The following is a 19,964-nucleotide window of genomic DNA, read 5'->3' on the forward strand; positions in this document are numbered from 1 at the left end:
CTCACCACGTGTATTTCAGGCTCGCGGTTATCGAGCGGCCGGCGCCGTAGTTGCAGCTGCCGCCGGTCATGTTCAGGCAATGCGACACATATTTCTCATCGAACAGATCGCTGACGTTGACCCGCAGGCTGGTGCCCTCGAATTCCTTGCGCATCGCGCCGAAATCGTATTCCGCGCCGATGTCGACGAGGGTACGCGAGGGGATGCGCAATTCCGGCCGGTAGGTGCTGTCGGTCTGGTAGGAAGACATCGCGCGGACGCCGGCGCTGAGCGAGAGGCCGGGTACCGCGCCTGGCCGGTAGTTCACCCACACGCCGCCCTGATGTTCCGGCAAGCGCAGCATCTGGCGGCCCAGCGCCGAAGCGTTGTTCGAACGCAGAACCTCGGAATCGCTGTAGGCGTAGGCGGCCATCAGGTCGATCTCGGGCGTCAGCTCGTATTTGCCTTCGATCTCCAGCCCGCGCACCCGCTCCCGTCCTTCCTGGACATAGGTGGTCGGCCGCGTCGGATTGGGGTCGGTGGGATCCGGCGTCAGCGAGTTCTCCAACGTCATCTGGAACAGCGACACGGTGATCGCGCCACGCGCGCCGGGCGGCTCGTATTTGACGCCGACCTCGAACTGCTCCGCCGTCTGCGCCTCGAACGGATCTCCGAACCTGTCGGTGCCGAGGACGGGCAGGAACGACGTCGAATAGCTGGCATAGGGCGCCAGACCGTTGTCGAACAGATACATGAGTCCGGCACGCGCGGTCAGCTTCTCGTCCCTGGTGGTGACGGTGGGCGTTCCGGCGGCAAGCCGATTGGTGCTGTCGATTTCGGAAACGTCGTAGCGAAGCCCGAAGGTTCCCAGCCAGCGGTCGTAGCGGATCTGGTCCTGCAGATAGACACCGACCTGGTTCTGCTTCTGCCGCACCGAAGTCTGGTAGGCGGGAATCGGGATCGGATAGCCGTATACGGGATCGAGGAAGTCGAGCGGCGGCGGCACCGGATCGCCGAACGCCGAATTGCCGAAATTGGTGTCTGAAATCCCTTGCAGATAATCCAGGCCGAACAGCAGCGTGTGATCGAAGGCGCCGGTCGCGAACTCCGCCTGGGCCTGGGTGTCCACCGCGAAGGTCGACGTCCAGTCGTCCGAAACCGCGGCAACCCGGCTGAGCTCGTTCGACGGGGCGCCCGCGAACGCGAAGGCCGGATTGACCAGCGCCAGATGCATGTTCTGGTCCGAGCGTCCGTAGCGCAGGTTCTGCCGCACGGTCCAGGTCTCGTCGAAGGAATGCTCGAACTCGTAGCCCAGGTGGAAATAGTCGCGTTCGAACACGCCCTCGTCCGGCTCGCCAAGGAACAGGTCGCGAGGGATCTGTCCGGCCGGATTGGGCAGCAGCGTGCCCGCCGCCGGATAGAAGCGCGGGCTGAAGACCGGGCGGTCATGCTGATAATAGCCGTAGAGGGTGAGCGAGGTCTCGGCGGTCGGGCTCCAGGTCACGCTTGGCGCGACCATCACCTGCCTGTCGCGCTCATGGTCGATCTGCGTGTGCATGTTCTTGGCAAGGCCGATCAGGCGGTAGGACCATGCGCCGTCCTCGGTCAGCGGCCCGGTCATGTCGACCGCGCCCTGGATGCCGCCGAAAGCGCTCGTCTGAACGACCGCCTCGCGATGCGGCGTCGTCTGCGGGCGCTTGCTCACCTGGTTGACCAGACCGCCGGGAACGGCGCGGCCATAAAGCACGGATGCCGGCCCCTTGATCACCTCGACGCGCTCGAGCGTGTAGGCGTTGATGCTCGGCGTGGCGTAGTTGCTGGGATCGCCGGCGATCGCCAGCCCGTCGAGCCACATGGTGGAATAGCTGTTGAAGCCACGGATATAGAGCCAGTCATAGCGCATGTCGTAGCCGTTCGGATCGGGCAGAACGCCGGGCGTGTAGCGAAGCGCCTCGGCGACCGTGTTCGCTCCCTGCGCATCCATCTGGCCGCGCGTGACGATGCTGATCGCCTGCGGTATCTCTCGAACAGGAGTATCGGTCTTGGAGGCGCTGATGCTGCGTTTTGCGACGATCCCGCCGTCCGGTCCGCGGGCGCTCTCGCCCTCGACCACCAGCGTGTCGAGTACGGTGGTCCCATCCTGGGCCTGCGCGGGCAGGACAAGCGCGCCGAGCGCGCTGCAGATCACGCTGGAGGCCCAAAGCGCGGCCCGGCTCCTTGCGGCAGCGGCCCGGGGAGTTGCCGCCCTCGCTCGGCCAGCCTGCTCGAGCACCGGTGAATGCCCCTGCGAAATGTCGATGCCGCCCACGATCGTCCCAGCCCCGCTCCAAAATCTTCGACTGCTATAACTTGACCAATGTCATCAAGTTAAATTACCAGTAGGGCAACATGGCATGACTGACAACGTTCGGACCTTTGCGCGACGATCAGAGAGCTTTGCGCACCAACGAAATTTCATGCCGGCGATGGCGCGCCCGGCCCGTAGCTGGACTGATCCGCGGGAGCGCTCGAAGACGACACGGTAGAGGCCTGCCCAGATGAAATCCCCGCCAGACGCGCATCCGGACGCCTCCGCGGAAAGCGGAGACAGGCTGCGCGTGCGCGATTTCATGCGAAGGGACGGCGTGGGCGTGGACAGTCAGGACGACCGCCTCACCCCGGAGGACACGCTGATAAGGGGGCAGTTCCTGCACAAGGAGTTGCGGCGCGGACTGTTCGTTCATGGCAGCGACGTCGTCGAGGAGAGGCCGTTCACCGTCACCTCCCATCTGCGTGCCGGGCTCTCCTGCATCTTCTTCCTCGACGGCCAGGTCGACCTCGAGCTGGGCGACCGCCGGTTCGAGTTCAGGAGCGACGTCGACGCCATAAGGGGCGCGGCGATCATGAGCGTCGACGCGGAAAGCTTCCGCCGGGCGTCGTGCGGGAGGCAGCATGTCCGCCACCTCGTCGTCTCGGCCACGCCCGAATGGCTCGATGCGGACGGTCTGGAGGACGTCCGCGACGGCGGCCTCGCGACGCGCCTGCTCAAGGACCACCTCACCGACCATCGCTGGACATTGACGCCGCGCGTTGCCGAACTCGTCCGCCAGGTCGTCACGCCCTCGGCCTTCATGCCCGAGTTGCGCAATCTCTACCTGGAGGGCCGCGCCGTCGAAATCGTCGCGGAAACGATCGCCGCGGTGACGCGGACAGATCGCCGCTCGACGCATGGCCCAGCCCTTTCGCGCCACGACATGATGCGGCTTCGACGCGCCAGGGACGTCATCGCCGCGCGGCTGACCGAACCGCTGAGCGTGGACGCGATCGCACGGGAATCCGGCGCCAGCGCCAGCGGGTTGCAGCGGCTTTTTCGGCTGGCGGAAGGTCGCAGCGTCTTCGAATATGTCCGCCAGCTTCGTCTCGACCGCTCGTTGGCCGCGCTGCGGACGGGCGAATGCAGCGTTCAGGAGGCAAGCGCCATCGCCGGCTATTCGAACGCGGCAAACTTCGCCACCGCCTTCAGGCGTCAGTTCGGCATCACCCCGCGCGACGCTCTGAACAGACAGTGATCCACGGCCATAGCCGGCGGCGTTGTCCCAGCGGAGCGCCCGACGGACGGGCGCCCGCCAGATGAGCCCGCCCGGGCGCTTCGCGACGATCGATCCGGAAAACAATCCCGCCCGCGCGCAGCTCGTCGTCAGCTTGCGATCGTCTCGGCGATGAGGCCTAGAACGCCTTCCGCATCGACGTCGATGCAGGCGAGCTGACCGGGGTTGCCGTCCCAGGCACCGGGCGGAAAAAAGCGGCCGTCCGGCTTCTGGATCGTCTGGCCGACGGCAATGCCCTCCGAGACCACCCGTATCGCACCGCCGCGGGTGGCGAACAGTTCGGGAGCGACCAGATAGGCGCAGGCACAACTGTCGTGGACGACCATGCCATCCTCGACAAAGCGGGTGTAGAAATCGATGTAGTGCTGCGACATCGCCGCCAGCAGCTTCGTCCGCTCGCCTCCGCGCTCCGCCAGCTGCGCCATCGTCGAACGCGTGATCACCGTTTTCATCGTAACGTCGAGCCCGACGGCGACGACCTTCCACGGCGCGGTGAAGACGATGTCCGCCGCCTCCGGGTCACCCATGATGTTCGCTTCCGCGACGGGACTGACATTGCCGGGGACGGTGAAGGCGCCGCCCATCAGGATGACCTTCTTGACGAGCCGCGCGATTTCGGGATCGTCGCGCAAGGCCAGCGCGAGATTGGTCATGCGTCCCACGGCTATGATGGTGACGTTGCCCGGATCCGCGCGCACCGCGTCGATGATGAAACGATGCGCCGGACGTTCGTCCGGCCGCGAGACGACGACATCGGGCAGCGGAACGTTGCCAAGAGCGTTGTCGCCATGGACGATGCGCGGCGGCTCGCCATATTCGCGGCGGGGATCGAGCGGCATACCCGCGCCCCTGGCGACGGGCGCCTCGATGCTCCACTCCTCCTTCAGATAGAGCGCATTGCGCGTCGTCGTGTCGATCGTGCCGTTTCCGAAAACGGTCGTGATGCCGATCAGATCCACTTGCGGATGCTGGTGCAGGAACAGCAGCGCCATCGCATCGTCGATACCCGGATCAGTATCGAAAATGACCTTATGCATGTAGCGCTCCGCTCATGTCTTCCTCGTCGTTAGAGGGTTGTGGAAATGGGAATGCGCGGTCATCCGCGCGGTGAAGCCTTGAAGAAAGCGTGATTTCTGTACGTATCATGATTTTCTAGTTGGAAAATTTATTGCTAGATAGACGATATCGTGCTTATCATTTGGTGCCATCAAAGAATTGCACACATAATAGGCAGAACGCCTTCCCTCCTCCAAAGGATCACCCATACATGCTGTCCCATAAAGTGAGTGCCGCGGCAGCCTCGATCGCGCTGGCCGCCCTGTTCGCAACGCCGCTCGCCGCACAGGAGACCCGGACGCTCGTCGTCTCCGAGTGGGGTTATGGAGCCGATCAGCTCCAGGAGTTCCTTTACAAGCCTTTCGAAGAAAAATTCAATGCCAAGGTCGTCATCGAGACCGGCAACAATCCCGACCGTCTCAACAAGCTGCAGATCCGCGGCGGCGTGGACGTCATCATGCTCACCGACGCATTCTCGCAGCAGGGAATCGACGCGGGCGCGTTCGCCGAGATCGACCCGGCGCTCCTGCCCAATCTCGCCGATGTCTACGATATTGCGAAGGCCCCGCAGGGCGGGACGTTCGGCCCCGGCTATACGGTCGGCCGCTACGGCATCATCTATGACAGCGCCAAGGTGAGCGACCCGATCAGCTCCTGGAAGGATCTGTGGCGCGAGGAGTTCAAGGGACGGGTCGCGATGCCCGGCTTCAACACAACGTCCGGCCCGATGACCGTTCTGGTGGCCGGCGATCGCGTCGGCGTCGATGCGTTCGAGGATCCGGATGCGGCGTTCGCGAGCCTCGCCGAACTCAAGCCGAACATCGTCAAGACCTACAATTCCGGGTCGGAGCTGGTGAACCTGTTCTCCACCGGCGAAGTGATCGTCGGCGCGTTGCAGGACTTCGCGGTGCCCGCCATCCAGGCGGCCATTCCGACCGCGAAATGGGCGCCCCTGGACGAGGGCAATTTCGTGATCTTCAACACGCTGAACATCGCGGCGAAGTCCGAGAACAAGGACCTCGCGCACGAGTTCATCAACTTCCGCCTCGACCCGCAGGTGCAGAAGGACCTGGCGATCGCCGTGGGCGACGGCGTGGTCAACAAGACGGTCGAGCTGACGCCGGAAGAGGCGAAATATGCCGCCTACGGTCCGGAAGCCATCGAGTCGCTGCGCAAGCCCGATTATCGCAAGCTGCTGGACTCGAAGGAAGACTGGTCCAACCGCTGGAACATGATCTTCGGCCAGTAAGCGCAGGCAGCCGTCTTGTCCGCTCCGCTCATGCGCCACCAGTTCGGCCGCGTCGCGCCGCTGCTTCTCGTGCTTCCCGGCACGCTGGTTGTGGTACTGATGCTGGTCCTGCCGATCGGCGACACGTTTTCCGAAACCATCGGTCCGCAGGGCGACAGGCTTGCCAACTACGTGAAGTTCTTCTCGAGCCAGTACAATTGGCTCGTCCTGAACCGAACCCTCAGCGTCGCCGCCATGACGACGCTGATCTCCCTGTCGCTGGGTTTTTTCGCGGCGATGATGATCTCGCGCAGCCGGGGCCAGCTGCGCCAGGTGCTGATGATCGCCTCGGTGTTTCCACTGCTCACCGGAGCGATCGTCAGATCCTTCGCCTGGATGGTGATCCTCGGCAGGAACGGCATGGTCAACCAGAGCCTGCTTTCGCTCGGCCTCGTCGACGCGCCCGTGCAGCTCCTCTTCACCCAGACGTCGATGGTGATCGGCCTTGCCTATCTCTTTACTCCGCTTGCGATCCTGTCCCTGGTCGGCGTCCTCGATGCGATCGACGACAGCGTGCTGGAAGCATCCTCCTCGCTGGGGGCAAGTCCGCTCAAGGTGTTCCTTCAGGTGACGCTGCCGCTCGCAATTCCGGGGCTCATCGTCGGCGGCGTGCTGGTCTTCACCGGCAGCCTGGCGGCGTTCGCGACCGCCCGCCTGCTCGGAGGCGAATCGCAGATGATCCTGCCGACACTGCTGCATGAAAAGGCGATGGTGTCCTTCGACTGGACCAGCGCCAGCACCATCGCCGCGGTCATGGTGGTCATGACCATCGCCATCATTCTCGTGGCGAACCGCATCGCGCGGCGATTCAATCCGGCGATGGGGTGATCGCGATGCGCAAGTCCCTCCACCCATTCGTGCTCGTGATGGGCACCGGCGTCTTTCTCTTCCTGCTGGCGCCGCTCGTCATCATCCTGGGCGCGGCGTTCAGCGATACGACCTATCTCACCTTCCCGCCGCAGGGCCTGTCGCTGCGCTGGTTCGAGAACGTGCTTGCCAAGCAAAGCTTCATCGAAGCCTTCAAGACAAGCCTGATCGTCGCCACCTTCGGCACCACCTTCGCGCTCATCGTCGGCGTGCCGGTCGCCTATGCGCTCGCGCGCTACCGCTCCGGCCTCCCGTCCTGGTACGGCTCGATCTTCTTCCTGCCTGTCCTCGTGCCGGAGATCGTGTTCGGCTTCGCTCTGCTCAAGACGGTGATCGTCGCGCTCGAACTGCCGGTGATGACGGCGCTGCTCGTCGGCCACACGATCCTTGCCATCCCCTATGCGGTGCGCGTCGTGGGGGCGAGCCTCGCCGCCTTCGACTTCAGCGCGGAGGAAGCCGCCAAAAGCCTCGGCTGCCCGCCGGTCAAGAGCTTCTTCGTCGTCATCCTGCCCAACATCGCGTCGGGCATCGTGGCGGCCTTCATCCTCGCCTTCATCACGTCGCTCAACGACGTTTCGATCTCGCTTTTCCTGACCGGCCCCGGCGTCAGCACGCTGCCGATCGAGCTGTTCACCTATGTGGAGCAGTATTTCGACCCCTCGGTCGCGGCCGTCTCCGTGCTGCTCATGGTGCTGACCGTCGCCGTGATGGTGATCGTGGAGCGCAGCCTGGGTCTCTCAGCGGTCATGAGGTAGACCATGAGCAACGCGTCCCTTTCCCTCGAAGGCATCAGCGCCTTCCACGACTCCAACAAGGTTCTCGACAACCTCAACATAGACGTCGCCGCGGGCGAGCTCGTCTCGCTGCTCGGCGCCTCGGGCTGCGGCAAGACCACGACGCTGCGCGTCATCGCCGGCTTCATGCAGCCATCGCAGGGCCGCGTGGTTCTGGGCGGACGGGAACTCACCCACCTTCCGGTTCACAGGCGCGACATCGGGCTCGTCTTCCAGAACTATGCGCTGCTGCCTCATCTGACGGTGGTCGACAACGTCATGTTCGGCCTCAAGCAGCGCGGCGTTTCCTCCAGCGAAAGACGCCGCAAGGCCATGGAGATGATCGAGATCGTCGGCCTCTCACGCTTCGTCGACCGTCTGCCGGCCGCTTTGTCGGGCGGCCAGAAGCAGCGCGTGGCGCTGGCGCGCGCGCTGGTGATCGATCCACCGCTGATGATGTTCGACGAGCCGCTGTCCAATCTCGACGCCAAGCTGCGCGTGGACATGCGGGTCCAGATCCGACGCCTGCAGACGGCCGGAGAGCGCACCGCGGTCTACGTTACCCACGATCAGGAAGAAGCCTTTTCGATCTCGGACCGTGTCGCGATCATGGATGCGGGCCGCATCGTGCAGCTCGACGCGCCGGAAGTGCTCTACAAGCGGCCGGTGAACGCCTTCGTCGCGCGCTTCGTGGGTTTCGAAAACATCGTCCCCATCGAGGTCGTCGGCCGCGATGGCGGCGACGCGACCGTGCGGCTCGGCAAGGACACGCGGATCGCCATGTCCGAAAAGGATTTCGGGCCCATTCCGGACAAGGCGCTGCTCGCGACACGACCGGAAGGGCTGCAGCTGGGTGGCGAGCCGGGACGGGCCATTCCGGCCACGCTCGGCCTTCGCACCTATCTCGGCCGCGCCTACCAATACCACTGCGCAAGCGATGCCGGAACGCTTCTGGCGCATGGCGACGTCGAGAAGCCGCAGGCGCCCGACCAAACCGCCCACCTCGCGATCAATCCCGCGCAGAGCGCGATCCTGCCTTACGAAACACCGGCCGCCAGCCAGGAGGATGCCTGATATGTCTCACCGCTATGTCACAATCGGCTGCGCCCAGATGGGTCCCATTGCGAAGGCCGAAACGCGGACGCAGGTGGTGGCGCGTCAGATCGAGCTGCTGCGCGAGGCAAAGAGCCGCGGCGTCGAGTTCGTCGTTTTTCCCGAACTCGCCTTCACCACCTTCTTCCCGCGCTGGCTGATCGAGGACCAGGCGGAAATCGACAGCTATTTCGAAAGCGAGATGCCGGGTCCGGAAACGCGTCCGCTGTTCGAGACGGCGGCCGAGCTCGGCATCGGCTTCTATATCGGCTATGCCGAGCTTGCGCAGGAAGACGGCCGCACGCGCCGTTTCAACACGTCGATCATCGTCGACAAGACAGGCGCTATCGTCGGCAAATACCGCAAGATTCACCTGCCCGGCCACGTGGAGCCGGTGCCCGGCCGCGAATCCCAGCATCTCGAAAAGCGCTATTTCGAACCGGGCGATCTCGGTTTTCCTGTCTGGCGCACCCTGGGCGGCATCGCGGGCATGTGCATCTGCAACGACCGACGCTGGCCGGAGACCTATCGCGTGATGGCGCTGCAGGGCGCGGAAATCGTCTTCGTGGGCTACAACACGCCCGACGACCACACCGGCGTGTTCGATTTCGACCAGCTGACAGGCTTCCATCACCAGCTTTCGCTGCAGGCGGGCGCCTACCAGAACGCGACGTGGGTGGCGGCGGCGGCGAAGGCCGGCTGCGAGGAAGGCTCGAACATGATCGGCCTTTCGATGATCGTCGCGCCCTCCGGCCAGATCGTCGCCATGGCTTCGACCACCGGCGATGAAGTCATCACCGCGCGCTGCGACCTCGAAATGGGTGCGCTCTACAAGCGCACCATCTTCGACTTTGCACGACACCGCGAGCCGGCCCATTATCGCCTGATCGTCGAACGCAAAGGGCCGGTTCTTCCGGATTGAGGTGGGCATGACCAGCACGAAGAACAGTGTCCGGACCGAGGAGCCGAAACCGTCTCCCGAGCGTGCCGCCGACAACCCGGTGGGACAGATGCTCGCGCGGCTTCGCTTCGAGAACAGATGGACGCTGGCGGACGTGTCGAAGCGCACCGGTGTCTCGATCTCCGCCCTGTCGAAGATCGAGAACAACCAGTCTTCACCCGCCTACAGCGTGCTGGTCCGCCTGGCGGAAGGGCTCGGCATCGATTTCGTCGATTTCCTCGGCTCTTCGAGCGAGCAGTTCGCCACCGCCGCGCGCGTGGTGACGCGCCGCAACGAGGGCAGGCGCTACGCAACGGACATGGGCGTCTACGAAGCGCTCGCGACCGACCTCGCCGCCAAGTCCCTGCAACCGATGATCATCGAGATTCCCTATCGCCATCAGTCCGACAGGCCGGTTCGTTCGGCCCATCGCGGGGAAGAGTTCGTCTACGTCATCGAAGGCGACGTCATGTTCCACATGGAGCCCTATTCGCCGCTGACCTTGTCGCAAGGCGACTCGATCTATTTCGACGGCTCCTCCGCGCACGGATTCTCCTCGCTCAGCGATCGCCCGGCCCGGATTCTCTCGGTCTGCCTGGTCGGACGCGGCGACGTAAATGCAAGTGCCATCGACAAGGACACTCCGGTAAAATGACGACACTTCCCGAGGATATCTCGCTCGACGCGGGCGCCGAAATCGCCATCAGGCAGGATTTGACGCTCGTCGCGCTGGGCAAGCGGCCCGCCGATGTCGCGCTGCGCGTCGGCCGCCTGCTCGACGTCAACACGCGCACATGGCGCGAGGACCAGGAGATCGTCATCAAGGGGCGGCGCATCGCCTTCGTCGGCGAAGCGGGCAGCTATCCGGGCGAGGTCGCAAGGCGCGTGCACGAGCCGGACCTCGCCGCCGTGCCGGGGCTGGGCGAAGTGCACAAACACATCGAAAGCTCGCACCTGACGCCGGAGTGGGAAGCCGCTTTGGTGCTTCCGCGCGGCAATACCTGGACCTGCGAGGCCAGCCACGAATTCTCCAACGTCAATGGCGCGAAAACGCTCGAATTCTGGCTCAGGGCGCGCCAGGCCGGTTCGCCCCTGAAGATTTTCCCGCTGCCGGGATCGGCGGTGCCGCCGACGGGTTACGAACATGGCGGCGGCTGGCTCGGTTATGACGAGCAGCGCGAATTCCTGCGCCAGAGCCTGATGACGGCGGGTCTCGACGAGGTCATGGACTGGCCTGCCGTCTGGAACCCCGAAAATCCCTCCTACGACCGCCTCTGGGGCATGATCCGCGCGACCTTCGAGCAGCGCGGCGTGGTGGAGGGCCACGCGGCGGGCATCCGCGACATTCCCACCATCAACGCATTCGCGGCCGCCGGCCTCGCCTCCGACCACGAAGCCTGGACGGTCGAGGAATTCTGGGACAAGCTCACCCACGGCCTGTTCATGGAGTTGCGCCCGCACAGCCTGCCGGAGGTCATCGCCGGACTTCTGGAAAAGGGTCTCACCGACTGGTCGCAGATCGCGCTGACAACCGACGACCGCAGCGCGTCCGATACGCTCAAACTCGGCGCGACCGACCACAATGTACGGCTCGCCATCAAGGCAGGCCTCGCGCCCGAGATCGCCATCCAGTGCGTGACGATCAACCCGGCGCGCCACATGCGGCTCACCCCCTGGGTCGGTTCGATCGCTCCCGGCCGATATGCCGACATCGTGCTTCTTTCGGACGTGGAGGAGTTCGGGATCGCGAAAGTCTGGGCCGACGGTGCCCAGGTCTCCGAGGGCAAGACCTATCTGCCCGACGTGCCGAAGATCGACTGGCCGCACTGGGCGACGGACACGATCAATATCGGCAAGACGCTGACGGCCGGGGATTTCGCCATTGCCGCGGAGCCCGGCAGGGAGACGATGAATGCCGCCGTGCTGCGCCCCTTCCACTGGACCGACGATTTCCTCACCTTCGAACTGCCGGTGATGGACGGCCTCGTCCAGCGCGACGAGAGCCGCAACATCACCAAGTTCTCCATCGTCGACCGCTTCTCCGGCAACGGCGCGGTTTCGAAGATGTTCTGGCTCGGCTGCGGGCCACGCACGCCGGACACCGCGCTCGCCTGCTCCATGGCGCACGACAAGCACAACGTCTGGTGCGTCGGCTCATCGGACGAGGCGATGGCCACGGCGGTCAACGCCTTGGCGGCGAACGACGGCGGCTGGGCGCTGGTGCGCGAAGGCGAGGTCGTCGCGCGCGTGCGCTACGAGATCGCCGGGCTGATGTCGTGCCGCCCCGCCGAGGCATTGCACGAGGAGATGCAAGCTCTCTACGCGGAAGGCGAAAAGGTGGACTGGATGTACGAACCCACGTTCCAGCCGCGCTGGTTCCCCGGTTTCCCGGAAAGGCTCGCCTTTGCGACGCTCACCTGCGCGCCCTGGCGCTGGGTTCTGGTCGCGCCGAGCGACTACGCGCCGCAAGGCCTCGTGAACGTCCAGACCGGACAGACCCACCCGGTCGTGTTCTGATGGCGGGGACCACCGCATCCGCCGGCTTGCGGCAGCCGCTCGACCTGTCGCGCCGCTTTCCCGGCTTCGGGGATTTTTCCGCGCCGCAAGTCGTGGTCGATGCCGACGCTCTCGCGGCCAACATCGCGCGAATGGGAGGGATCGCCGCGGGCAAGGTCGCGCTTCATCCGCATGTGAAGACGCACAAAAGCGGCCAGATCGCAGCCATGCAGCGCAAGGCGGGGGCCGCCGGATTCACGGTCGCCCGCCCGAACGAAGCCGTGATGCTGCTGCGCAACGGCCTCGGACCGGTGACCCTGGCCTATCCGATGATCGATGCCGGCGCGATAAGCCGATTGGTTTCGAACCCTGGCAACGGAGACGTCCGTTTCGTGGCCGACAGCGCCCAGGGGGTGGACGCGCTCGCGAGCGCCGCGAAGACCGCAGGGCGCGCGCTCGACGTGTTCATCAAGGTCGATGTCGGGCTTCATCGCTGCGGCGTCGATCCGCATGGCGATGCCGCGTCCTTGCTCGCACGGAAGATCGCGGGGCACCGCCACCTTCGTTTCATCGGGCTCCTCGCCCACGCGGGACACGCCTATGGCGCGGGCGATGCCGAAGGCATACGGTCCATCGCGAGGCAGGAACTCGATCTGTTGTCGTCCCTGCGCGACCGGCTGGAAGGCGCGGGCATCGGAATTCCCCTCGTCTCGGTGGGCAGCACGCCGACCCTGCTCGCCAATGCGGGGTTCGACGGCATCGACGAGGTTCGTCCCGGCAACTACGTTTTTCTCGATCTTACCGCGGTTCGGCTCGGAATAGCGGAGCGCAACGATCTGGCGCTGGGCATAGCCGCCCGCATCGTCTCCGCCAACGGCACCTACGCCATCGCCAATGTCGGCTCCAAGACGCTTACTTCGGATCTTGGCGCGCACGGCTCATCCACGGCGGCAAGCTTTGGCGAGGCGTGGATCGAAGGCGAGGCCAGACCTTTCTCCGTCGAAAAACTCTCCGAGGAACACGCCTTTCTGCGCCTGGAAAGCCGATCCCTCGCCATCGGAACGCCCGTGCTGATTTTGCCGAACCATTCCTGCCCGGTCGCGAACCTGTCCGGCGGCCTGGCGCTCCTCCAGCACGGGGCGGCGAGCCGTCTGTTTGCCATCGACGCGCGATCGAACGACGAGGTGCCCGCCGCGCGCGAGTAGTTCCCATCAGATGCCGGTAGCATGCGGGGGCGTTCCAAGCGACGATTCCATTTCATCTGGAAACGCCCTAGAGGCAAGGCCGTAGGGACGGTCTTCCCCGAGCCTCCCGTCGCGAAGGGTCGATGAGAGGCGTCGAACAATCCGTCGGTCATGACAACACCCCAGGACAAGGCTATCCTGTTTTCGCCAGACCGGAACCCATCATCTTCGGTCACTCTCTCGATTGCCGGCCTGTTCAGCGGTCAGCGGGCCGCTGAAAATTCAAGGGATCCCAGTTGCATCATGCTGCAACACGGCTTTTTGGAAATTTTAAGGCTAAGTCCTTGAAATCAATGGTGCCCAGGGGCGGAATCGAACCACCGACACGCGGATTTTCAATCCGCTGCTCTACCAACTGAGCTACCTGGGCATTCCGTGGAAAGGGAGCCGCAAACGGCTTCCTTTCGAAACGGCGGTGTTGGCGTTCCGCCGGAAAGCGCGTGGGTTATAGCACGAGTTTGCCCGCTGTCCAGCGCTACCGGCATGATTTCGGCACTTAATTTTCGCCGACCCGCAAGGCCGCCGAAACACGCGGCGCCACGGGCAGGAATCGCCCAATTCAGCTCGTTCCGAGGAAAGGCAGGGCCCGAAAGTTTCACGCCAGGATCGAGGAAAGCGACACCCGAGCACCGTCACGGTTGGAAGTGAATCAGCGCTCGTCCTCGTCGAGATTTTCGTCGGCCTCGGTGACGGGAATCGCATAGGAGCCCGACAGCCAGCGGTTGAGGTCGATGTCCTTGCAACGCGGCGAACAGAACGGATAGGTCTCGCGCGACGACGGCTTGCCGCATTCGGGGCACGGCCGCTTCGGGCGCAAGGGCGTTATCTTGCCGGTATCTGCCATGTCACGCGCTCCTCAGGCGTTGGCGCCGGAGAGCCATCTGGAATGGACCTCGAACCCGTCCGCCGTCAAGAGGCCCACGGTCTCGTAGAGCGGCAGGCCGACGACATTGGAATAGGAGCCGACGAGCTTGATCACGAAGGCGCCGGCGAGCCCCTGGACGCCGTAGCCGCCCGCCTTGCCGCGCCATTCGCCGGAGGCGATGTAGCTTTCCATCTCGGCGCGCGACAGGCGCTTGAAGCGGACCCGCGTCTCCACGAGACGCTGGCGGACCTTGCCGGAGGGCGTGATCAGGCAGACGCCCGAATAGACGCGGTGCGAACGCCCGGAAAGGAAGCGGAGGCAGTTCATCGCCTCCTCCGACAGTTCCGCCTTGGGCAGGATGCGCCTGCCGACGGCCACCACCGTGTCGGCGGCAAGGATGAAGGCGCCTTCCGCCTCGCCGTCGCGCTTCAGGCCATCGAACGCCTTCTCCGCCTTCTCGCGGGAAAGGCGCTTGGCCAGCGATCGGGGATGCTCGGCGCGTTGCGGCGTCTCATCGATATCGGCCGGAAAGAGCCTGTCCGGCTCGATTCCCGCCTGCTGCAGAAGCTCGACCCGCCTTGGCGACCCCGAGGCCAGAATCAGCTTCTGTGATGCGTTCATTGAAAACCTGTCGCCGAGTTCGACCCGCCAAGCGGGTGTCAGCTATTTGAAGCGGTAGGTGATGCGACCCTTCGTCAGGTCGTATGGCGTCATCTCGACCAGAACCTTGTCGCCGGTCAGCACGCGAATGCGGTTCTTGCGCATGCGTCCCGCCGTGTGGGCGATGATCTCATGTTCGTTTTCAAGTTTCACCCTGAACATCGCGTTCGGCAACAATTCAGTGACGACGCCTGGAAATTCCAGGACTTCTTCCTTCGGCATCCGATACCCATGGTTTGAGCTGCAATCCGGCGAGCCGGCCGGAAATTCCGCCGGAACCTATATGATTATCCGACCTTTGTGAACACGCTTATTCAGCTTGGCGTCGGGCAGGTCGATCAGCGCCGAAACGGGCCGCGATACGGGCCGCGATGCGCTCGCGCAGGTCGCGATAGGCGGCCATGATCTGCTCGCGCGTCCCGCTCACGTCGGTGGGATCCGGCATCGGCCAGTATTCCACCTCCACCGCCATGGAGCGCGTCAATTCGAGCGCGGCATGGTGCGCTTCCGGCGCGAGCGTCACGATCAGGTCGAAATAGGCGTCCTCCATGTCTTCGAGGAGCAGCGGCTGGCGGTCGCCCAGCGACAGCCCCGCCTCCTCGAGCACCGCGTCGACGAAGGGGTCGCGCCGCCCGGGCCGCACGCCCGCCGAGGCGACGAACACGCTCGAGGGCAGCATGCCGCGGGCAAGCTGCTCGGCGATGGGCGAGCGAATCGCATTCATGCCGCACAGAAAGAGGATGGAGTGCGGCAGCGCCCGGGATTTCGCGGCTTCGTCAGGAACCGGCACGCCTACACTCCGCACCGACCGGCAAGTCCATGCCGCGTTTCAGCCCCCGGATGTTCCGTCGATCCTAGCCCCGCCAATGCAGCACACACACAAGGGTGAAGAGGCGGCGCGCCGTGTCGAAATCGATCTCGATCTTGCCCGCCAGCCGGTCCAACAAGGTCTGCGAGCCCTCGTTGTGAAGGCCGCGGCGACCCATGTCGATCGCCTCGATCTGGCTGGGCGTGGCGCTGCGGATCGCCTCGTAATAGCTTTCGCAGACGAGGAAATAATCCTTCACGATGCGCCGGAAGGGCGTCAGCGAAAGGATGTGGGCGACCACCGTCTCGCCGCTTTCGCGCGAGACGTCGAAGACGAGTTTCGAATCGACCAGCGACAGCCTGAGCCTGTAGGGCCCGAGCCCGTCGTCGCCGACGGGGCGGAAGCTGTTGTCCTCGATCAGATCGAAGATCGCGACGGCGCGCTCGTGCTCGACATCGGGTGTGGAGCGCCCGATCGATTCGTCCAGCTCCACATCGACCAGCCGGGCTCTTTGATCGCGCGCATCCATCGCGTTCAGCCCCCGGGATTGATCCGGATGGCGACGGATGCGGCGTGGCCGTCGAGATTTTCGGCCCTGGCGAGCGCGATCGCGGCCGGGCCGAGCGCGCGAAGCTGTTCCGGACCGAGCTTCAGGATCGAGGTGCGCTTGACGAAATCGAGCACCGACAGCCCGGACGAGAACCGCGCCGAGCGCGCGGTCGGCAGAACGTGGTTGGAACCGCCGACATAATCGCCGATGACCTCCGGCGTATGGCGGCCGAGAAAGACCGCGCCGGCATTGCGTATCCTGGCGAGGAATTCCTCCGCGCCGTCGATGGCGAGCTCGAGATGCTCGGCGGCGATGCGGTCGACGAGGGGAACGGCGTCCTCGAACTTCTCGACGAGGATGACCGCGCCGAAGTCGCGCCAGCTCGCGGCGGCCGTCTCGCCGCGCGGCAGACGCCCGATCTGCCTTTCGACCTCGCGCTCCACCGCATCGGCGAAGGCCTCATCGTCGGTGATGAGGATCGACTGCGCGGCGCTGTCGTGCTCGGCCTGCGCCAGCAGGTCAGCGGCGATCCACGCCGGATCGTTGCCCGCATCGGCGACGACCAGCACCTCGGAGGGTCCGGCGATCATGTCGATGCCGACGGTGCCGAACACCCGGCGCTTGGCGGCCGCGACGAAGGCGTTGCCCGGCCCGACGATCTTGGCGACCGGCCGGATCGTCTCGGTGCCGTAGGCAAGGGCCGCGATCGCCTGCGCGCCACCGACCCGGTAGATCTCGGAGACGCCGGCAAGCCGCGCCGCGGCGAGCACCAGCGGGTTCAGCTCGCCGCGCGGCGTCGGCACGGTCATGACGATGCGGTTCACGCCGGCGACCTTCGCCGGCACGGCGTTCATCAGCACCGAGCTCGGATAGCTCGCCGTGCCGCCCGGCACGTAGAGCCCGACCGCCTCCACCGCCGTCCAGCGCGAGCCGAGCTCGACGCCGACCGCGTCGACGTAACGATCGTCCTCGGGCTTCTGGCGGGCATGGTGGGCGGTAATGCGGCCATGCGCGAATTCCAGCGCGGCCATGGTTTCGGCATCCACCTCGGCGAGGGCCGCGTCGACCTCCGCCTCGCCGACGGCGATGCCGAGCGTGGAAAGGTCGGCCTGGTCGAAGCGCTTCGTGTAGTCGACGACTGCCGCGTCGCCCTCCGTCCGCACGCGGGCGATGATGTCGCGCACGACGTTGTCGACATCCTCCGACACCTCGCGCTTGGTGGAGAGGAATTCGGTGAAACGCGCTTCGAAATCGGCGGCGGTCTGGTCAAGTCGCAAGGTCATGATGGTCCGTCAATTGTCGTGCCGAGGCCGGCCGATCGCTTCCCACGACCCGCCGATATCGGCGAGGCTCGCCTCGATGCACTCGACCTCGAGGCGCAGGATCGCGCCGCCGGAAAAGAGAAGATCGACATTGCCCGCGGGCGCCTCGGCCGGCTCGAAGCGGATGGCGAGCAGGGAGAGCACCTCATCGGGCTTCTCCTTGGCGACGCCGCTGGCCTTCACGCCCAGCACGCGATCGAAATGCAGCACGGCGCGGCGGCGTTCGTCGTTGCGGCGCAGGAACTGCTTCCTGTTTTCCCAGACGAAGCGGTTCATCGCCAGCACGAAGCGCTTCTCGCCGGCGAGATAGGTCAGGTCGCGCACCTTCATGACGGCGTCCTGCACGTGCGCGGAGATGATTTCGAGGTCCTGTCGGTCGAGGGCGACGAGCTTCAGTTGTGACATGCCGGGCGCTGCCTTGCGGTGCGAGAAGGTCTTCGCCTCGGTGTTATGCCGTCTTACCTTGCGGCGCAACCGAAAGAGAACGCGGCGGCCGGCCCGTCGCGGCCGAAATCGTCAGGAAGACAGGCGCTCGACGGTCGCGCCGCAGCCCGAAAGCTTCTCCTCGAGCCGCTCGAAGCCGCGGTCGAGGTGATAGACGCGGTTGACGATGGTCTCGCCTTCCGCCGCGAGCCCGGCGATGACCAGCGAGACGGAGGCGCGCAGATCGGTCGCCATCACCGGCGCGCCCTTCAATTGCGACACGCCGTCGACGATCGCCGTCTGGCCGGAAAGCGTGATCCTGGCGCCGAGGCGGGCGAGCTCCTGCACGTGCATGAAGCGGTTTTCGAAGATCGTCTCGGTGATCTTCGACTGGCCCTTGGCCATCGTCATCAATCCCATGAACTGCGCCTGCAGATCGGTGGGAAAGCCGGGGAACGGCTCCGTGACCACGTCGACCGGCAGGATGCCCGAGCCGTTGCGGCGGACGCGGATGCCCGAATTGACCGGAGTGATCTCCGCGCCGGTCCGCGAGATCACCTCGAGCGCGGTTTCGAGCAGGTCCGGCCGCGCGCCCTCCAGAAGCACGTCGCCGCCGGCCATGGCCACCGCCATCGCATAGGTGCCGGTCTCGATGCGGTCGGGAATCACCCGGTGCGTGGCGCCGGAAAGCGAGGCCACACCCTCGATGACGATTCGCGGCGTGCCGGCGCCGGAAATTTTCGCGCCCATCGCGTTGAGGCAGTCGGCGAGATTGACGACCTCCGGCTCGCGGGCGGCGTTTTCCAGGACGGTCTCGCCCTTGGCGAGCGAGGCGGCCATCATCAGAACGTGGGTCGCGCCCACCGAAACCTTCGGGAAGACGTAGCGGTTGCCGACAAGGCCCTTCGGCGCGCGGGCGAGCACATAGCCCTGCTCGATCTCGATCTCGGCGCCGAGCGCCTTCAGCCCGTCGATGAAGAGGTCGACCGGACGCGTGCCGATCGCGCAGCCGCCCGGCAGCGACACCCGCGCCTCGCCCATGCGCGCCAGCAGCGGGCCGATCACCCAGAAGGAGGCGCGCATCTTGGAGACGAGCTCATAGGGCGCGGTGGTATCGACGATGTTCCCGGCGGTGAAATTCACCGTGCGCGCATAGATGGAGGCCTGCTCCTCGCGCCGTCCGTTGACCGAATAGTCGACGCCGTGATTGCCGAGGATGCGCGTGAGCTGCTCGACATCGGCCAGATGCGGCACGTTTTCCAGGCTCAGCGTCTCGTTCGTCAGCAGCGAGGCGATCATGAGCGGCAGCGCGGCATTCTTGGCGCCGGAAATCGGGATCGTGCCGTTGAGCTCGTTGCCACCGACTATCCTGATGCGATCCATCGAAAATCACTTTCCCGGAATTGCTCCGGCTCTGGAGGGTAAGAATTGGCGAGGCCGGCCCGTCTATCCCATCGGCGGGCGGCGTTCAAGAAATGCTGTCTTTCCCAAGGAAGCGTCCCCGCTTACCCGGATTTAGTCTTCGACGCGGTCGAATCATCCTTCAAAGGCCCCTCTGGCAAAAGCCCCTCCGGCCGGCTGTCGGCCTCTCCGGTGCGCCGGGACCGCGACTGAGCCTTCCTGCGCTGCAGATTCGCGCGCAACTGGCGGGCAAGACGCTCCTTCTTCTCGTCCCTCGCGTCGTTTTCCGCTGAACGGCTGTCGTCTGGCGGGCACATCAACCTACTCCGGCTACGGTTTAAATATGGTGATTAGACGGCGTCCCAGCCTATACCAGAACCGAGGGAGGGGACAAATTCCGGCGATGCGCGGGGAAATGCGAGAATGCCGCTTTGCCCGCTTGCACTTCCATGATCGATATGGCAGAAGTCCGCCGCATTCGCGACCTGCTGCGGTAGCTCAGTGGTAGAGCACTCCCTTGGTAAGGGAGAGGTCGAGAGTTCAATCCTCTCTCGCAGCACCAGTTTCCCCAGAAACCCTTTGCTTACCAAATCCCGCTTATGCTGGTTCCCGC

At 64.9% G+C, this 19,964-nt stretch carries 20 protein-coding genes and 2 tRNA genes; 10 read left to right on the forward strand and 12 right to left on the reverse strand.

Translation table 11 applies throughout. From position 1 onward, the window contains the following. Position 1 precedes the first annotated feature (1 nt). Positions 2 to 2,287: a TonB-dependent siderophore receptor gene (locus XW59_RS24460; RefSeq protein ID WP_246666202.1), complete on the reverse strand. Its 2,286-nt coding sequence runs from the start codon at positions 2,285 to 2,287 to the stop codon at positions 2 to 4. Between the two features lie 229 nt (positions 2,288 to 2,516). Between XW59_RS24460 and XW59_RS24465 the strand changes: the two genes are divergently transcribed. Continuing rightward, positions 2,517 to 3,527, forward strand: a complete 1,011-nt coding sequence (locus XW59_RS24465; RefSeq protein ID WP_047148553.1) for an AraC family transcriptional regulator — start codon at positions 2,517 to 2,519, stop codon at positions 3,525 to 3,527. A 128-nt stretch (positions 3,528 to 3,655) separates the two neighbouring features. Here XW59_RS24465 and XW59_RS24470 read toward each other — a convergent pair whose 3' ends face one another. After that, positions 3,656 to 4,603: a nucleoside hydrolase gene (locus XW59_RS24470; protein ID WP_047148552.1), complete on the reverse strand. Its 948-nt coding sequence runs from the start codon at positions 4,601 to 4,603 to the stop codon at positions 3,656 to 3,658. A 230-nt stretch (positions 4,604 to 4,833) separates the two neighbouring features. On the opposite strand from XW59_RS24470, the gene XW59_RS24475 reads away from it, so the two are divergent. From XW59_RS24475 to XW59_RS24510, 8 genes are read left to right on the forward strand one after another with little or no spacing between them, the layout of a single operon-like run. Continuing rightward, positions 4,834 to 5,871, forward strand: coding sequence for an ABC transporter substrate-binding protein (locus XW59_RS24475; RefSeq protein ID WP_047148551.1), 1,038 nt, complete (start codon positions 4,834 to 4,836; stop codon positions 5,869 to 5,871). A 15-nt stretch (positions 5,872 to 5,886) separates the two neighbouring features. Further along, entirely contained in the window at positions 5,887 to 6,738 is an 852-nt protein-coding gene (locus XW59_RS24480) for an ABC transporter permease (protein ID WP_246666203.1), read from the forward strand. Between the two features lie 5 nt (positions 6,739 to 6,743). Further along, a complete protein-coding gene (locus XW59_RS24485; protein ID WP_047148627.1) occupies positions 6,744 to 7,532 on the forward strand; it encodes an ABC transporter permease in 789 nt (262 codons plus the stop codon). Positions 7,533 to 7,535: 3 nt separating this feature from the next. Then, positions 7,536 to 8,624, forward strand: a complete 1,089-nt coding sequence (locus XW59_RS24490) for an ABC transporter ATP-binding protein (RefSeq protein WP_047148550.1) — start codon at positions 7,536 to 7,538, stop codon at positions 8,622 to 8,624. 1 nt (position 8,625) lies between these two features. Further along, the gene (locus XW59_RS24495; protein WP_047148549.1) at positions 8,626 to 9,564 is read left to right on the forward strand and encodes an N-carbamoyl-D-amino-acid hydrolase; all 939 of its coding nucleotides are present in this window, start codon (positions 8,626 to 8,628) and stop codon (positions 9,562 to 9,564) included. A 7-nt stretch (positions 9,565 to 9,571) separates the two neighbouring features. After that, positions 9,572 to 10,237 (forward strand): XRE family transcriptional regulator, encoded by a 666-nt coding sequence (locus XW59_RS24500; protein ID WP_047148626.1) that lies wholly within the window; start codon positions 9,572 to 9,574, stop codon positions 10,235 to 10,237. Further along, positions 10,234 to 12,099: an adenine deaminase C-terminal domain-containing protein gene (locus tag XW59_RS24505; RefSeq protein ID WP_047148548.1), complete on the forward strand. Its 1,866-nt coding sequence runs from the start codon at positions 10,234 to 10,236 to the stop codon at positions 12,097 to 12,099. Before XW59_RS24500 ends, XW59_RS24505 begins: the two co-directional genes overlap by 4 nt. Further along, positions 12,099 to 13,283, forward strand: coding sequence for an alanine racemase (locus XW59_RS24510; RefSeq protein ID WP_052958511.1), 1,185 nt, complete (start codon positions 12,099 to 12,101; stop codon positions 13,281 to 13,283). Before XW59_RS24505 ends, XW59_RS24510 begins: the two co-directional genes overlap by 1 nt. 333 nt (positions 13,284 to 13,616) lie before the next feature. Here the strand turns inward: XW59_RS24510 and XW59_RS24515 are convergent. The 10 genes from XW59_RS24515 to XW59_RS29710 all read right to left on the reverse strand — a co-directional run bounded on the left by XW59_RS24515 (position 13,617) and on the right by XW59_RS29710 (position 19,668). Continuing rightward, positions 13,617 to 13,692, reverse strand: a tRNA-Phe gene (locus XW59_RS24515). A 279-nt stretch (positions 13,693 to 13,971) separates the two neighbouring features. After that, positions 13,972 to 14,166 carry a DNA gyrase inhibitor YacG gene (yacG, locus tag XW59_RS24520; RefSeq protein WP_047148547.1) on the reverse strand — a complete coding sequence of 65 codons (195 nt, stop codon included), beginning with the start codon at positions 14,164 to 14,166 and terminating at the stop codon, positions 13,972 to 13,974. A 12-nt stretch (positions 14,167 to 14,178) separates the two neighbouring features. After that, positions 14,179 to 14,808 carry a Maf-like protein gene (locus tag XW59_RS24525; RefSeq protein WP_047148546.1) on the reverse strand — a complete coding sequence of 210 codons (630 nt, stop codon included), beginning with the start codon at positions 14,806 to 14,808 and terminating at the stop codon, positions 14,179 to 14,181. A gap of 42 nt (positions 14,809 to 14,850) precedes the next feature. Further along, a complete protein-coding gene (gene infA / locus XW59_RS24530) occupies positions 14,851 to 15,069 on the reverse strand; it encodes a translation initiation factor IF-1 (RefSeq protein WP_006200926.1) in 219 nt (72 codons plus the stop codon). Between the two features lie 88 nt (positions 15,070 to 15,157). Beyond that, on the reverse strand, positions 15,158 to 15,601 hold the full coding sequence (locus tag XW59_RS24535) for a low molecular weight phosphatase family protein (protein WP_281406250.1): 444 nt from the start codon (positions 15,599 to 15,601) through the stop codon (positions 15,158 to 15,160). A gap of 100 nt (positions 15,602 to 15,701) precedes the next feature. Beyond that, positions 15,702 to 16,184: a UPF0262 family protein gene (locus XW59_RS24540; RefSeq protein ID WP_047148545.1), complete on the reverse strand. Its 483-nt coding sequence runs from the start codon at positions 16,182 to 16,184 to the stop codon at positions 15,702 to 15,704. A 5-nt stretch (positions 16,185 to 16,189) separates the two neighbouring features. After that, complete coding sequence (hisD, locus tag XW59_RS24545) at positions 16,190 to 17,488, reverse strand: histidinol dehydrogenase (protein WP_047148544.1); 1,299 nt, start codon at positions 17,486 to 17,488, stop codon at positions 16,190 to 16,192. Between the two features lie 9 nt (positions 17,489 to 17,497). Next, positions 17,498 to 17,932 carry a DUF2948 family protein gene (locus tag XW59_RS24550; protein ID WP_047148623.1) on the reverse strand — a complete coding sequence of 145 codons (435 nt, stop codon included), beginning with the start codon at positions 17,930 to 17,932 and terminating at the stop codon, positions 17,498 to 17,500. 111 nt (positions 17,933 to 18,043) lie between these two features. Beyond that, positions 18,044 to 19,333, reverse strand: a complete 1,290-nt coding sequence (gene murA, locus XW59_RS24555; RefSeq protein WP_047148543.1) for a UDP-N-acetylglucosamine 1-carboxyvinyltransferase — start codon at positions 19,331 to 19,333, stop codon at positions 18,044 to 18,046. A gap of 122 nt (positions 19,334 to 19,455) precedes the next feature. After that, the gene (locus tag XW59_RS29710) at positions 19,456 to 19,668 is read right to left on the reverse strand and encodes a hypothetical protein (protein ID WP_136068488.1); all 213 of its coding nucleotides are present in this window, start codon (positions 19,666 to 19,668) and stop codon (positions 19,456 to 19,458) included. A gap of 170 nt (positions 19,669 to 19,838) precedes the next feature. Here XW59_RS29710 and XW59_RS24565 point away from each other — a divergent pair. Further along, positions 19,839 to 19,913 (forward strand) — tRNA-Thr (locus tag XW59_RS24565). Positions 19,914 to 19,964 lie beyond the last annotated feature (51 nt).

The sequence above is a fragment of the Aquamicrobium sp. LC103 genome (assembly GCF_001014615.2).
GTDB lineage: Bacteria > Pseudomonadota > Alphaproteobacteria > Rhizobiales > Rhizobiaceae > LBCQ02.

Coding starts and splice junctions, on each gene's coding strand:
- XW59_RS24465 (WP_047148553.1), top strand. CDS start 2,517: ATGAAATCCCCGCCAGACGCGCATCCGGACGCCTCCGCGGAAAGCGGA.
- XW59_RS24470 (WP_047148552.1), bottom strand. CDS start 4,603: ATGCATAAGGTCATTTTCGATACTGATCCGGGTATCGACGATGCGATG.
- XW59_RS24475 (WP_047148551.1), top strand. CDS start 4,834: ATGCTGTCCCATAAAGTGAGTGCCGCGGCAGCCTCGATCGCGCTGGCC.
- XW59_RS24485 (WP_047148627.1), top strand. CDS start 6,744: ATGCGCAAGTCCCTCCACCCATTCGTGCTCGTGATGGGCACCGGCGTC.
- XW59_RS24490 (WP_047148550.1), top strand. CDS start 7,536: ATGAGCAACGCGTCCCTTTCCCTCGAAGGCATCAGCGCCTTCCACGAC.
- XW59_RS24495 (WP_047148549.1), top strand. CDS start 8,626: ATGTCTCACCGCTATGTCACAATCGGCTGCGCCCAGATGGGTCCCATT.
- XW59_RS24500 (WP_047148626.1), top strand. CDS start 9,572: ATGACCAGCACGAAGAACAGTGTCCGGACCGAGGAGCCGAAACCGTCT.
- XW59_RS24505 (WP_047148548.1), top strand. CDS start 10,234: ATGACGACACTTCCCGAGGATATCTCGCTCGACGCGGGCGCCGAAATC.
- XW59_RS24510 (WP_052958511.1), top strand. CDS start 12,099: ATGGCGGGGACCACCGCATCCGCCGGCTTGCGGCAGCCGCTCGACCTG.
- yacG (WP_047148547.1), bottom strand. CDS start 14,166: ATGGCAGATACCGGCAAGATAACGCCCTTGCGCCCGAAGCGGCCGTGC.
- XW59_RS24525 (WP_047148546.1), bottom strand. CDS start 14,808: ATGAACGCATCACAGAAGCTGATTCTGGCCTCGGGGTCGCCAAGGCGG.
- infA (WP_006200926.1), bottom strand. CDS start 15,069: ATGCCGAAGGAAGAAGTCCTGGAATTTCCAGGCGTCGTCACTGAATTG.
- XW59_RS24540 (WP_047148545.1), bottom strand. CDS start 16,184: ATGGATGCGCGCGATCAAAGAGCCCGGCTGGTCGATGTGGAGCTGGAC.
- hisD (WP_047148544.1), bottom strand. CDS start 17,488: ATGACCTTGCGACTTGACCAGACCGCCGCCGATTTCGAAGCGCGTTTC.
- XW59_RS24550 (WP_047148623.1), bottom strand. CDS start 17,932: ATGTCACAACTGAAGCTCGTCGCCCTCGACCGACAGGACCTCGAAATC.
- murA (WP_047148543.1), bottom strand. CDS start 19,333: ATGGATCGCATCAGGATAGTCGGTGGCAACGAGCTCAACGGCACGATC.
- XW59_RS29710 (WP_136068488.1), bottom strand. CDS start 19,668: ATGTGCCCGCCAGACGACAGCCGTTCAGCGGAAAACGACGCGAGGGAC.